Annotated in this window: 8 protein-coding genes; 6 read left to right on the forward strand and 2 right to left on the reverse strand. The window is 34.4% G+C overall.

Features of this window, described 5'->3' with window-relative positions:
- The first annotated feature begins 68 nt into the window (after nucleotides 1–68).
- Nucleotides 69–1,913 carry a T9SS type B sorting domain-containing protein gene (locus Q0739_RS03715; RefSeq protein WP_298237349.1) on the forward strand — a complete coding sequence of 615 codons (1,845 nt, stop codon included), beginning with the start codon at nucleotides 69–71 and terminating at the stop codon, nucleotides 1,911–1,913.
- 222 nt (nucleotides 1,914–2,135) lie between these two features.
- On the opposite strand, the gene Q0739_RS03720 is transcribed toward Q0739_RS03715, so the two are convergent.
- Together Q0739_RS03720 and Q0739_RS03725 are read right to left on the reverse strand one after the other, a co-directional pair.
- Complete coding sequence (locus Q0739_RS03720) at nucleotides 2,136–2,948, reverse strand: NIPSNAP family protein (RefSeq protein ID WP_298237350.1); 813 nt, start codon at nucleotides 2,946–2,948, stop codon at nucleotides 2,136–2,138.
- A gap of 156 nt (nucleotides 2,949–3,104) precedes the next feature.
- Nucleotides 3,105–8,675 (reverse strand): MG2 domain-containing protein, encoded by a 5,571-nt coding sequence (locus Q0739_RS03725; protein ID WP_298237351.1) that lies wholly within the window; start codon nucleotides 8,673–8,675, stop codon nucleotides 3,105–3,107.
- Nucleotides 8,676–8,995: 320 nt separating this feature from the next.
- Here Q0739_RS03725 and Q0739_RS03730 point away from each other — a divergent pair, with 320 nt between their 5' ends.
- From Q0739_RS03730 to Q0739_RS03750, 5 genes are all read left to right on the forward strand, one after another.
- Nucleotides 8,996–10,549, forward strand: coding sequence for an aldehyde dehydrogenase family protein (locus Q0739_RS03730; protein ID WP_298237352.1), 1,554 nt, complete (start codon nucleotides 8,996–8,998; stop codon nucleotides 10,547–10,549).
- A gap of 138 nt (nucleotides 10,550–10,687) precedes the next feature.
- Nucleotides 10,688–11,623, forward strand: a complete 936-nt coding sequence (locus tag Q0739_RS03735) for an OmpA family protein (RefSeq protein ID WP_298237353.1) — start codon at nucleotides 10,688–10,690, stop codon at nucleotides 11,621–11,623.
- 21 nt (nucleotides 11,624–11,644) lie between these two features.
- Nucleotides 11,645–12,175, forward strand: coding sequence for a hypothetical protein (locus Q0739_RS03740; RefSeq protein WP_298237354.1), 531 nt, complete (start codon nucleotides 11,645–11,647; stop codon nucleotides 12,173–12,175).
- 141 nt (nucleotides 12,176–12,316) lie between these two features.
- Nucleotides 12,317–13,696, forward strand: a complete 1,380-nt coding sequence (locus Q0739_RS03745) for a DUF1800 domain-containing protein (protein WP_298237355.1) — start codon at nucleotides 12,317–12,319, stop codon at nucleotides 13,694–13,696.
- 2 nt (nucleotides 13,697–13,698) lie between these two features.
- Nucleotides 13,699–14,889 carry a DUF1501 domain-containing protein gene (locus tag Q0739_RS03750; protein ID WP_298237356.1) on the forward strand — a complete coding sequence of 397 codons (1,191 nt, stop codon included), beginning with the start codon at nucleotides 13,699–13,701 and terminating at the stop codon, nucleotides 14,887–14,889.
- Nucleotide 14,890: the final 1 nt, after the last annotated feature.

A 14,890-nucleotide genomic window follows, 5' to 3' on the forward strand; every position in this document is an offset into this window, starting at 1 on the left:
CTAATATAGTAGATTCTATTATTTAAAGCATCATTAATAAAAAGGTAAACATACTATTTTTTGTCTTTTTGTGCATTTCAGTTTCTCAATTGAATGCACAGTTAGGGTTTTGTACAGGGAACTCTGGGGATCCTATTTTTACAGATAATTTTGGGGCAGGGACAACCAGTACACAATTACCTGCAGGAGCCACAAGTTATATCTTTAATCCAAACGATCCATTTGACGGACAATATAAAGTATCAAACAACACGAATTCTTTTGGATGGTTCGATATTAACGATCATACACCCAACGATACCAATGGTAAGATGCTTATTATTAACGCAGATTTTACTGCTGGAGAGTTTTACAGGACAACAATTAATAACCTTTGCGAAAACACTTCCTATGAGTTTTCATCTTGGATGATAAACTTATCACCTTCTTTTGATTGTAGCGGATCTCCAATTCCTATAAATGTTAGATTTGAAATTTGGGATATAACAGACACCAATTTATTGGCAAGTGGAGATACTGGAAACATTAATGGCACATCAAGCCCCAATTGGCAGCAGTATGCTTTGGTTTTTCAAACGGTTGTTAGCCAGTCTTCAGTTATTTTAAAAATGCGAAATAATGGTGTTGGAGGCTGTGGAAATGATTTAGCTTTAGATGACATTGTGTTTAAAACTTGTGGAGACACAATAACAATTCAAGATACTATGGGAGTTAATTCTATTTCAGTATGCGAAAACAATGTGCCATATTCAACCACTTTAATAGCCACACCAGATTTTACAATTTTCTCATCCCATTTTTACCAATGGCAAGAAAGTACAGATGGTGTTAATTGGATTGATGTGATTGGAGAAACTAGCGACACATACACCACAACTCCAGTAAATAATACAACATATTATCGCGTAAAAGTAGCAGAAGATGTAGTTAATGTAAATAACGATTCTTGTAATTCTTCTTCAGAAATTTTCGAAATAAATATCATCCCAATCCCTAATGCACCAATAAGTAATGGTGATTTAACAATTTGTGAAAACGACACAACACCGCTTTCTGTTACTGTGCCCAATACTGTTTTAGTAAATTGGTACGATGCACCTGTTGCAGGTAATCTGCTCCTAGCAAATAGCACAACTTTTAATCCAACAACTTCAGGAATTTATTATGCTGAAGCAGAAACCATAAATAGTGCTTGTCTGTCAATTTTAAGAACACCTCTCGAAATTACATTTTTTGAAACACCAGAAGTGCAAGATGAAACTTTAGATTTTTGTGAGAATACAACCACCACTATAAATGCAGATGTTACTAATGCATCATCAATTAACGAAGCCTATTTTTGGAGAGAAACCCAAGAAATAACTGAAAGCATCGATGTTTCTATCGCAGGTACTTACACCGTTGAAGTCTCAAATGGAAGTTGTATAGTAACCAAAACAATTGTGCTTTCTCAAATAGATAATCCTATAATTGATTCTGTTGAATCTGATGGTAAAGATGTTATAATTACAACCACTAATTCTGGAGATTTTTTATATTCCTTAAACGGAATTTCATATCAGTCGAGTAATATTTTTAAAACTGTTGAGGGCGGATTGTATACAATTTATGTGAAACACCGCGATTGTGATGAAGTAATAAGAACAAATCATATTCATTTTTACATTCCTAAATTCTTTACACCAAACGGCGACCGTATTAATGATGCATTTAACTTAAAAGGTATTGAGTTTTATAGCACATCAAGTGTTTCAATTTTTAACCGCTATGGCAAATTATTGAAAAGCACTGCTAATAGTGCCTTTTCATGGAGCGGAGTGTTTAACGGCGAGCGTTTACCAACAGACGATTATTGGTATGTAATTGTTATTGATGGCCAGAAGTTTACTGGGCATTTTACATTAAAACGCTAAATTATTTGGGCGTTTCCTCAAAGGTCGGGCTTTACTCATTGGCTTTTACTTTAAACTAATGAATTCATGAATATAAATATTTCATTACTCAATCCCTCCTGCGTCGCGGATTTCAAACATGCCGTTCAATCCCTAACGCGACTTATCTACTAAATTGTTTTATATAATTAAAGGTGGATTTATTTTTTGAAAAAGTTCGTTTCCCCCCATTTATATGAACAATTAATAATCTGAATATTCGGTAGGAAAAAGGAAAGTTATATCAAATTTAGAAACATTGTTTTGGTATTTAGAAATATCTTTCATTTCCTTCCATTCAGGAGAAGCAACAAAATCTTCCCAATGTTTATCCCTACTTACTTGATTAGAGAAAGTAGTCATGTACATTAAATTTGGCATTATAGAGCCCGAAATGACCTCTCCATAAAAAACTGCATTAAACTCGAGACGCTCAAAGAGTTTTATTTCTCCAGCATCATTAAACATTTCGACTTTATTTTTCAAGTATGTTTCGGTAGGCGATCCATAACTCCGTAATTCATAGATTCGTTCTGCTCTTGGATTATTCAATGTAGATGGTCTCATTGCTGGAAAGCCTTTAAAAGCAAACATTATTGTTGACTCAATTCGTTCATAAGGTTCTTGCTCATAAGATGCATTTAAATAATCGCTTCCAGCTATTAAATATTGTTCATCGCTATTAAGTTCATCTTCAAGGTTAATTAATTGTTCAATCGAACTAAAAGGAGTTAATACATACGTTTTTTGAATAGTATCAGTATCTGTAGGTCTTAATTTGAATACACCAATATTATTTATGCCCAACCTTTTTACCCCAGGCAAATAAGCTTCTTTAAGGTACTTATCAGTTATAATTACTTGGTCCTCTGAATCAAAGGTGTAGACCTTAAGTTGATAATACTCTCTATTAGTCTCTGGTGGTTTGTTTTCTGTGACCTCTTTAGAATTCCAATCCTCACAGTTTGTAAGAACTAAAATGAAGAGCATTAGCGGAAGAAGTTTGATTATTTTCATTTTTTTGTGTTTTATTAATGACCGGTAACTAAGCGAATATGCGTTGTTTTAATGACTTAATCCAACGGCAAACGAATTTATCTCTTTTTTCTGACAAATTCAAGTTAATTAATAGTATAATACTTTGGGTAAGATTCCTGCATTTGCAGGAATATATCACTTCTCAACCACAACCCACTTCCCTTTAGTCCGTACCAAAAACTCATCATCATACATCGCTTCCGCTTGTACGCCTGGTAAATAATACGTTCCTAAATACGAGGCATTTAGCATCACATTAAACGTTTTGGTACTATGTTTGCCTTTTGCGGGTAAATCAAAATAGAAATTCACGCGGTCGTCTCTAATATCGGTATGTCTTGCGGCACTTGTGGTGGTATTCCCAAAAGCTGTAAAACGCGTATTTACAATTTCCCAACCCGATGGAAAAATTTGTGTTAACGCCACATCATTAACCGATGCATTTTTTAAGTTACTCACGCTTACCGTAGCTACAAAATCTTGACCTTGCATCAATTTTGAAATATCAATTTTGTTCCCTTTTAAATCTTTGTATTGTACAGAAACACTTAATCCACGCTGTTCAACCAATTCTTGTCCAAGTGGTAATTTTCCAGAATTCAATACGCGAACATAAACCACGTTATCTTTAGTATTTGTAAAGATTAAATTATTAGTACCGTCAACAATTTGTAATTCACGTTGCGCAATCGCACTTTTAGTATCTATACTTTCGGTTTTTCCGTTAATAGTATAATTCACTTTTAAAGCTTTTCCGCCATTAGCGTTTACTAGTTTTGCTATGGCTAACAAACTATAAGCTGTGGTTTGGGTACTCATCCATCGGTTGCCTGATAAATCTCTAGCAATACTTTCAGCCAGTTCTCTGGTTTTAGAATTTTTAGTTAACACCATAGTTTCTAATGCCATTGCTCGGTTTCTATCTACTGAGCCATAGGTATAATAATTATAACGCTGCGGCTTAAAATTGATGTTGGCCGATTGCGAAATGATATCACTTGCTTCTTTCTGCCCCGCCAAAGCATAAGCTGCAGCTAATCGCCATTTGGCTTCGTTTGAAATTTCAGAGAATTCTCTAAGTCGGTTCATACTTGCTAAATCTGGACTGCCAGCCAAAGCCAAAGTATATAATCGATACGCTTGTGCTAAATCAGAATTATAAGTTCTATAACTCGGTCGCCAGTTTCTAGCGGCTTGTTTTTGGTATTTCAACCAATTACTTTTAAACGTTAATGGTAACACATAACCTTTCTTTTCGGTTTCAATCATAAAATGCCCCGCATAACTGGTACCCCAATCGTTGGCACTAGCTTCTCCAATCCAATAGCTGAGTCCGCCATGTGCGCGCTGAAAATGTCCTAAACGTTTGATGCCATTTTCAACATTCGTCTGGATTTGTTTCTTTTTATCAGAGGTTAAATCAAAAATATCTGCTAAAAATAATTGCGGAAACACACTTGATGTGGTTTGTTCCACACACCCATGAGGATAACGGATTAGATATTGTAATCTTCTGCTAAAATCCATCGGAGGCAATGTTGAAAACTCAACGGTTGCCGAATTTGTTCCTGCAACTCCAAAGGTTGAAAAGTCTAGCATTTCAGATGCATTTGCAACCAAGGTTTTATCCAATACTTTTGAGGTTATTGGATTAGTATTTATTACATCCAACTCCACTTTATAAGTCGATTTCTCGCCATTACCTGTTGCAATTACTTCAACGGTATTAATACCCTTAGCTTTACTAACATCCAATTCAAAATACGCCATTTGCTCATCAGGTTTCGCAAAACTCAACACTTTTGATTTCTCTCCAACAACCGAAATACCATCACTTAATTTCAAACTGATATTAACATGCTTCACTTTGGGTTCCATAGCAAAAACAGTAACAGGTAAAGTTACTTTTTCACCTGGACTTAACTTCCGCGGAAGCGTTGCTAAAACCATGAGCGGTTTTTTTACTTCAACAGTTTTATCGGTACTTCCGTAAGCTTCATTAGTGTTGTTTCCCGCAACCACCATAGTACGTACCGAACCAATATAATTTGGTAGTTTAATTTGATGCGTTTTAGTTTTTCCTGCATCCAATTTATAAGGTCCTAAATAAGTAACTACAGGTTTAAAACGGTTTGCTTTTTTGTTTTTACCTCCTGTGGCACTTCCATCGCCTCCAATAGCAAATACTTGGTCGATGCTTCCAGAATACGCCCCAATAACATCATCAAACACATCCCAAGTTTTTACTCCAAGTGCTTGACGTTTATAAAACTCATGCCATGCATTTGGGGTTTTAAATCGGGTTAAATCTAGCAGCCCTTCTTCAACCATAGCAATAGTATAAGTCATGGCTTTGTTGTTTTTTTCAGAGACTTTCACTTCAAAAGTTTGCTCAGGACGTAATTTATCTGGCATGCTTAATTCAGGGTACAATTTTGTATCTGGGTTTTCAACCATAATAGGAATAACGCCATATAAACGAATAGGTAAATCGTTTGCAGTAATGGCATGTGGTTGTAATAATGAAATATTTACAAACACATTTGGTGCCATTTCTTTGGTAATAGGAATGTCAACCGTAGTTTCGCCTTTACTTGTTTTTACCCATTTATAATCCAAAACTTCGGTGCCGTTTTCAATACTAACCAAAGCACGACCTTCATTTCCAGAAGCAAACGTTACTTTAGCAGTTTCGCCAACATTATAGTTTTCTTTATCCGCAGAAAAGACCAACATTTTAGCAGCTTCTTTATCAGAAGATGGTGCTTTTTGCCACCAGTTTTTATAGAAATATGCTGTTCTTCCAGTAGCGTGTCCACTTACTGGGTCAACCACCCTAATGAGGTAACGTCCTCGATCATTATCTGGAATTTTCACATTGAAGATAGCTTTTCCAATAGCATCTGTATTCACTTTTAACGATTTGTAGGGTCTGTGATAACTACTAGATACATAACTCGCCAAATCATCGTAAGACGAATTCCACCACCAGCGCCATTCTACTTTATAAATTTTTACTTCGAGATTATTACGCTTAATAGGTTTCCCATTTTCATCAACCACAACCACATCAAAGGTTTGGTTTTCATCTGTAAAAAATGAGCCATAAGCATTTCCTTTAGGTGATTGCAAACCAACAAACGAGCTGTAGGGCGCATATTTTTTGGTAAACGCATCCATAGAGAAATCACCACCATTTTCGAAAGCACGGACTAAAAATTGCACATTAAGCATCCCTGGAGCGTTTTTGCCTAAGTTTAGTTTTTTGTTTATTGATGCTAAGCCTTCTTCATTCACTTTACCTTCAAACACATTAATTTCTTCAGTATTAAATTTCCGTGTTGGGTCATTAAACGTGTGATTTTTATAATTCTCAAAAGCGGTATAAGCGGAAGTGAATTTCGCTTTAATTTCAGCTTTTAAGTTTTTTCCTGGAGCGCCATGAAGCCATTTTACATCTAAATCGCCTTTTAAAAGAGCGTTATTTGAAAGTATTTCATTTTCAAAATCAACCTTAATTTTTAAACGATTTGGCTTTACGGTTTCAATTTTTAAGCCTTTATAAAAGTTGGCACCACCAACAGAAATTTTGGCATTGTAATTTCCTGTTTTACCTTCTGAAGATGTGGGAACCGTAAACTTGTAGAAGTTATTTAAGTTATCAGCAGTTACATTTTTGTAAACCAATTTCCCATTAGGATCGGTTATTTCTAGTTTTACAGGATGCCGTTTTGGAAGTTTGTTCGCCTTGTCATTCAACATAAAGGTTAGATGCAAGGTGTCTCCAGGTCGCCAAACACCACGTTCGCCATAAATATAGCCTTTCAGTCCGCGTTGTAGGCGATGTCCAGAGACATCAAACTTACTAAGCGACAACGAATTCCCATCATGAAGTTTTACATACGTAGTGTTTTTTCCTTTTGAAACAATGGCAAATGCAGCATTTTTATCAGAATCAATTAATGTTAAGCCTTGTTCGTCTGTAGTTCTACTTGCCAGTTCTTGCTGCTGAAAATTGTAAATAGCAACTTTTGCACCTGCCTCTGAATTGGTATTTAAAATATTGGTAACTGCAAAATAATACGAGTTATTTGCCCCTTGTTTAGCAATAACACCCAAGTTTGAAGCGAGTAAATTTTGAGACACTATTTTACGCTCATTGTAATAAGCATCATGACATGGGTTTTGCTCTTCGCGCCAATTGTAAACATAATTTTTGTAACGATAGGCTTTATTATCCCAATAGGCTTCCTCTCGTAATTCTTCATCTTTACTATCTATTTCGGTATAATCGCCTTCATAATAATCTTCCTCGTAATAGTCATCGTAATCATCATTTTCAAAATTTGAAATACTTGCATTGGCTTCACAATCGTATAAGGAATACCCTTTGGTGTAGCTTAATTCCACGCGATAAATGGCTCCAGCATCTGCTTTAAAAAATTTGGATAAATCGATACTATACGCTTTCCATTTTCCTGTGTTTTCTGCTGCAGTTTGAAGTTGAATGGTTTGTTTTGCAATGCGTCTGCCAACTTTTTTGATGTCGTATGTATTATTACTGTTTAAGTTATTGTCTTGCAAAAATTGAAGCACGTTATCTTCAAAAATCTTAATCACACGAACATCAACCGCACTTAAATTAACCGCTTCAAAATTAAATTTTAATTGCTCAGAATTTGGTAAAATAGTACCGTTACTAATTAGTTTTACTTGTGGTTTTAAATCTTCAAAAGCAATGGTTTCAGAAAATGGTTTTTTCAATTTATAACCTTCTGTATTTTTTATGCCTTGAAACACATCTACTTGAATATTGCCCACCAATTTGGCATCGGGATACACTTTCAACACATTTCCATCCACAACATATTTAGGGTTTTTAATATTTTGAATAGACACCAACCCATCAAAATTTTGCTGTTTTTTAAGCGGGTCTGAAAAGTTGATGGATAAATGTTGTTCGGGAGATTGCGTTACGTTAGTTTCAACAATCGTGAAGTTATTTATCCCTGGAATTAAAACAGTATTTTCACCTTCATTATCTGCTTTAATGGCTATTCCGTTCCATTTTACAAGGATTTTATCGTCTTCAATTTTTCGATTAATGCTGTCAATTTTAAATTCAAAAAGCTTTGAGCTTGTGTTTGCTTCATTAAAAACCAGTGCTAATGTTTTACCATTTTGGGAGGCTTCAACCAATGTTTTTGCTTCTTTAATTGAAATAACATCTGCCGATTTTATAACTCCTTCAAGGTATTGCCAATTTTTACTATACGATTGTAAATGGTTGGTTTCAATATTAAAACTTGGTGTAATGGTTTTAAACTGAAAGGTATAATCTTTAAACCCATCTGGCATGTTTTTATAAATATCGTTTAGCTTCACAATAACTGTGTATTCCGTATTCGACTCTAAATGTTCATCAGGTTTAAATAGTAATGTATGTTTGTTGCCGACCGTTAGTTTACCTTCAACATGAGGTTTAATGCTCACGATGTTATCTGTGATTTCTTGTCCCATTTCCCAGCCTTCAACTTCGTTTGCTAAATTAATTTGAATAGGACTTGCTACAGAAGTTATTCCTGATGTGGTGTAACTTATATAATCTCGGAATTTGAAAAGATTATCGGTTTCTACGGCTTTCTTTTTACACGAAACAGCCAACGCAATAAACACTACGAAAGCAAAACACTTTTTTAATGACATGAAGATGAAATTTAGAATGAACAAATTACTTAAAAAACGAAAGCGTAGGTAGAATCTCGTTAATTAATTTACGCTAGAACAATGTTCTTTAGATTCTCAGGACTGTTAAAGTGTTCTTAAAAAACAAGTCTTCTAAAGTTGTATGATGTTCATGGTAATTATTGTCTAGGATGCCTAGAACAAATACTTGATTTAAAAAAGTCTAACACAATATTTAACAAGCTAAGGAGCCTATTTAAAAATATATAAATTTTAACAAAAAATACTTTTAATTAGTATATTCGCAAATAATTTCGATATAAATAACAAATCAATAATTAATGAATACGATAGCGACTGGTTTTGGTATAGATAAAGCACTTAAAGTTTTAGGGATAAAAGCTGTAAATGAAGGCACCTCTACAGGGGCAAATAATTTTTCTAGTGGAGAAATTATTGAAAGTTATTCACCTGTTGATGGTCAATTAATAGCGAAAGTAAAAACGACTACCAGAGCAGATTACGAAAAAGTTATGGATGCTGCTAGTAGCGCATTTTTATCTTGGAGAGATATACCAGCACCACAACGTGGCGAAATAGTACGTCAATTTGGAAACAAATTAAGAGACTTAAAAGAACCACTAGGGAAATTAGTCTCTTATGAAATGGGGAAATCTCTACAAGAAGGTTATGGCGAAGTTCAAGAAATGATTGACATCTGTGATTTTGCTGTTGGTTTATCAAGACAGCTAAACGGGCAAACCATCCCATCAGAGCGTCCAGGACATGTTATGAGAGAACAATGGCATCCCATAGGCGTTGTTGGTATTATATCTGCATTTAATTTTCCTGTAGCGGTTTGGGCGTGGAATACTGCTTTAGCATGGATTTGTGGTGATGTATGTGTTTGGAAAGCTTCTGAAAAAGCACCTTTGTGTGCTGTGGCTTGTCAAAATATTATTGCAGCAATCTTAAAAGAAAATAACTTACCAGAAGGTATTTCATGTATTATCAATGGTGATTATAAAGTTGGAGAAATGATGACGACTGATGCTCGTATTCCTTTAGTGTCGGCTACAGGTTCTACAAGAATGGGACGTATTGTTGGTGCTACTGTAGCTGAACGTTTTGGGAAATCGTTGTTAGAATTAGGAGGAAATAATGCTATTATTATTACACCCTCTGCAGATTTAAAAGTGGTTGTTCCTGGTGCTGTATTTGGTGCGGTTGGAACTTGCGGACAACGTTGTACGTCAACAAGACGATTGATTATTCACGAATCTGTTTACGATAAAGTAAGAGATGCAATTGTTGGTGCTTATGGACAATTAACAATTGGTAACCCCTTAGATGAAAAAAATCATATTGGGCCTTTAATTGATACAGATGCTGTAAACACCTATTTGGCTGCTATTAAAAAAGCAAAAGATGAAGGCGGAAATGTATTAGTTGAAGGTGGTGTTTTAGAAGGTGAAGGTTATGAATCTGGTTGCTATGTAAAACCAACAATTATAGAAGCAGAAAATCATTTTGAAATTGTACAGCACGAAACTTTTGCGCCTATTTTATACTTAATGAAATATTCAGGTGAAGTAGAACATGCTATTGCTAAACAAAATGGTGTTGCTCAAGGCTTATCCTCAGCCATTATGACTAACGAAATGAAAGAGGCTGAGAAATTTTTATCTTATGCTGGTTCAGATTGTGGGATTGCCAATGTAAATATAGGGACATCTGGAGCCGAAATTGGAGGTGCTTTTGGTGGCGAAAAAGAAACAGGAGGCGGTAGAGAATCAGGCTCTGATGCTTGGAAAGTCTATATGCGCAGACAAACAAATACAATTAATTATTCTGATGAATTGCCTTTAGCTCAAGGTATAAAATTTGACTTATAAGATTAAGATAAGTTACGAGTATTTTAAAGTCACATTTCAAGAAATGTGACTTTTTTAGTTTTTATGGTTCTTATTGTGTGAGCTTAAAGTGTTATCTCGTAGGCACTTATATTTTCATTAACCATAAACTATAATAAAATGAGTAAAAAAACATCCTATCTTTTAGGAATTCTGCTCACTATTATTCTCGGTACAATCTTGTATTATTTTCTATGTTGCAGTGTTTGCTGTAGTGAAGAAAGTTGTAAACACAAACAAGATGAGACTAAAAGTGTTTTAACACCAAACATTAAAGAAGCCACTAAAAATGCATTCATGATTAGTGATGCAAATGGCAACTTTAATTTAAAGTTAAATAACAACTTCAACTTTAAAACATCAAATTTTTCAATTTTAGAGCCAGTTTCTGGAGATGTAGAAAATGGGGTTTTAAAACTTAAAGATTATTTATTTGCAAACCCTTCAAAAACACTAAAAATAACAGGGTTTTATAAAAGTGATGAAGTCAATAATTCAGCCTATCCAAATTTAGGGTTAGCACGAGCAAATTCGGTTAAGAATTATTTAGTTTTACACGGTGTAGCTTCTAAACAAATTGATACTTACGGCAAATTAAACGATGCCATTAATCCAGATAATAATCGCACGCTATTTGGACCACTTGAATTTGGGATGCTTACTACTGATGCATCAGATACTTCATATATCGAAGCTCTAGAAAAAAGTTGTGACGCTGTTAGAGCAAACCCATTAGTACTTCATTTTAAAACAGGAGAAGCTGCAATAGCATTAACTTCTGAACAACGTCAAAAAATAGCTGACATTTCACATTGTGTTGATAAATTAGGCGTAAAAGTTCAAGTCGTTGGGCATACAGATAATACTGGAGATGCAACAAACAATGTTGTTCTTGGTCAACAACGTGCAGATTTTGCCAAAGGTTATTTAATTAAAAACGGCATTTTAGAGGGCAACATAGAAACATCTTCTAAAGGACAAGCAGAACCCATTGCCGATAATGCTACAGACGAAGGAAAGTCACAAAACAGAAGAACAGTAATTACAATAAACTAACAACTTAAAAAATATAAAATTATGAATTGGTGTATATTAATCCCATTATTAGTCGGTGCTATTTGCGCATTATTAGGTTACTTATTAGGAAAACTTTTAGGAGGTGGAGATCATGACGATTACAGTAATAAAATTGGAAAACTACAAACAGAATTAGACGCCTGCAAACTAAGTAAAATCTCTTTAGAAGGCGATTTAAAATCAGCGAAAGCCTCATTAGCATCATCATTGGCATCTACCTCGGTAGCTTTATTACCTTTTGATGCCGCAGCAGCAAAAGCAGTTTTTGGAAAAAGCATTAAAGAAAATGACTTAACGGTTGTTGAAGGTATTGGCCCAAAAATTCAAGAATTATTCCACAATCATGATGTAAAAACATGGAAAGCGCTATCAGAATGTACAGTTGATAAATGTCAAAGTGTATTAGATTCTGGAGGAGAACGCTTTAAAATCCATAACCCAGGCACATGGCCAGAGCAAGCTAAAATGGCTTACGAAGGTAATTGGAAAGCTCTTCTAAAATGGCAAGACGAATTAGATGGTGGTAAATAATTACTTAAATCTAAAAGTTAAATATCAAAACCGTTTCAATTTAAGAAACGGTTTTTTTGTATCTTCAAAACTCAAATTAAACCTTTTTACTAAAATGTAGTCCAAGTAAGCAAACCATCCCTCTTTCCTAAATTTTAAAATATGAAGCGCAAACACATTCAACATTTATATTGGCGGATAGGTTTTGGTATTACCCCCACTAAACTTGAAACCCTTTCAAAAAAAAGTAAAGAGCAGGTTGTTAATCAACTTTTTAAAGTTTCAGAAACCATAACACCTTTAGAGTTAGATACTACTGAATTTGAAGCATTAATGGTTGACTCTTATGAAGCGCGAAAAGCCAACAGAAAAAAAATTCAAACGTTAAGTAGAAGTAAGACCAAAGAATTAAATGCAGCATGGATTGAGAGGCTTGCAAAACCAAAAGAATTATTGAGAGAAAAAATGACTTTGTTTTGGGCAAATCATTTTGTTTGTGAAGACAATAATTACATCTACACCCAGCAGTTTCATAATACATTACGCACACATGCCTTAGGAAGTTTTAGAGATTTTGTTGTAGCTATTTCTAAAGAAGCAGCTATGACTAAATATTTGAACACCAAACAAAACAAAAAGCAAAAACCTAACGAGAATTTTGCTAGGGAATTGATGGAGTTATTTACTTTAGGCGTGGGTAATTATACCGAGCAAGATATTAAAGAAAGTGCCAAAGCCTTTACAGGGTATGGTCATAACTTAGAGGGAGAATTTAAGTTTAGGGAACGCCTTCATGATACAGGACTTAAAACATTTTTTGATAAAACAGGCCATTTTAAAGGGGATGATATTATTGATTTCATTCTAGAAAAAAAACAATGTGCGAAGTATATCTGTGGAAAAATATACCGCTATTTTGTAAATGACACTATTGATGAAAACCATGTAAATGGCATGACAGAAGTGTTTTATGCAGATTATAACATTGAAAACCTTATGCGCTTTATATTACTTTCAGACTGGTTTTATGAAGAAAAAAATATAGGTACAAAAATAAAATCGCCTATTGAATTTTTGGTAGGTTTAAAAACATTTGTTCCTGTTAAATTTAATAACCCAAAACAATTATTATACCTACAAAAAGTACTGGGGCAAATATTGTTTAACCCACCCAATGTAGCGGGCTGGAAAGGTGGAAAAAACTGGATTGACAGTAATACCATTGTTATGCGTTTAAAATTACCATCCATCCTTTTAAATAATGCTTACATTTCTAAAATACCAAGCGGTAAAGATGATAATATGATGGCTATGCAAAAAGCAAGGTTTGAAAAAGGCGCAGGCAAACGTTTTAAAACTGAAAGTAACTGGAGTTATTTTAATAAGCAGTTTAAAAATGTTAATATAAATGATTTAAAGCATCATATATTGGCTTGTCCATTAAGTGAAAATGCAAGTGCGTATTTAGATGCCTTGAACAAAACTTCTAAACAGGAGTATTGTGTACAACTCATGTCGTTACCTGAATATCAAATGTGTTAATTATGGACAGAAGAAAATTTTTAAAACAGTCATCCTTAGCCAGTAGTTTATTTTTTGTTCCAAGCTTTGTTAAAGCTTTTGAGCAGGTAGCAAGTAAAAGTCTAGGCTACAAACGATTAGTAATTATACAATTATCTGGAGGAAACGATGGGCTAAATACTGTAATTCCTTTTCAAAACGATTTATATTATAAAGCACGCCCAACTATAGGGCTAAAATCCAATAAACTCATCAAACTTACCGATGAGGTTGGTTTAAACAATAGCTTAACCCCTTTAAAACGTTTGTATGATAACGGGCATTTAACCATTATTAATAATGTAGGGTATCCAAACCCAAACCGATCACATTTTAGATCTATGGATATTTGGCAAACCGCTGTTGATTCTAATGAGTATTCTCAAAGCGGATGGATAGGACGTTATCTAGATAGTTATGGAAAACAGCCACATACCGCTATAGAAATAGACGATAGTTTGTCTTTAGCCATGAAAGGCGAAACCAAAAATGCCATGGCTACCCAAGACGCCAATGTGTTATATAAGCTATCAAAAGACCCCTATTTTAAGAACATCCATAAGCATCAAACCGATGCCCATTTAAGCGAACATAATTTAGGATATTTATACAAGTCTATGATTGCTACGCAATCTTCTGCGAAATATATCTATGAAACCAGTAAAACGGTTAGAAGTAAAAAAGAATATCCAAATAATGCGTTTGGCAAACAATTAAAAACCACCGCACAGTTTATCAATTCAGGCTTAGAAACCAAGGTGTTTTATGGATCTTTAAATGGATTTGACACACATACTTCGCAACATAACAGACAAGCAAAATTGCTTTCAACCTATGCAGAAAGCATTGAAGCTTTTGTTCAAGACCTAAAACAAAATAATATGTTTAAAGATACGCTAATTTTAACCTTTTCAGAATTTGGGCGTCGTGTTAATCAAAATGCTAGTTCTGGTACTGACCACGGTACAGCAAACAATGTATTTATTATAGGCGATCAATTAAAAAAACAAGGTTTGTACAACAATATGGCAAACTTAAACGATTTAGATGCAAATGGCGATTTGAAATTTGAAATAGATTTTAGAACCATTTATGCCACCGTTTTAGACAAATGGCTAGAGGTAGATGATAAAAAAGTGCTAAATAAATCCTTTAAACATCTCGATTTTATTTAAA

Source organism: uncultured Algibacter sp. (genome assembly GCF_947487605.1).
GTDB lineage: Bacteria > Bacteroidota > Bacteroidia > Flavobacteriales > Flavobacteriaceae > Algibacter_D.

Bases quoted from the DNA above. Each gene is read 5' to 3' on its own strand.
- Q0739_RS03745 (WP_298237355.1), top strand. From the start codon at position 12,317: ATGAAGCGCAAACACATTCAACATTTATATTGGCGGATAGGTTTTGGT.
- Q0739_RS03740 (WP_298237354.1), top strand. From the start codon at position 11,645: ATGAATTGGTGTATATTAATCCCATTATTAGTCGGTGCTATTTGCGCA.
- Q0739_RS03725 (WP_298237351.1), bottom strand. From the start codon at position 8,675: ATGTCATTAAAAAAGTGTTTTGCTTTCGTAGTGTTTATTGCGTTGGCT.
- Q0739_RS03735 (WP_298237353.1), top strand. From the start codon at position 10,688: ATGAGTAAAAAAACATCCTATCTTTTAGGAATTCTGCTCACTATTATT.
- Q0739_RS03730 (WP_298237352.1), top strand. From the start codon at position 8,996: ATGAATACGATAGCGACTGGTTTTGGTATAGATAAAGCACTTAAAGTT.
- Q0739_RS03750 (WP_298237356.1), top strand. From the start codon at position 13,699: ATGGACAGAAGAAAATTTTTAAAACAGTCATCCTTAGCCAGTAGTTTA.
- Q0739_RS03720 (WP_298237350.1), bottom strand. From the start codon at position 2,948: ATGAAAATAATCAAACTTCTTCCGCTAATGCTCTTCATTTTAGTTCTT.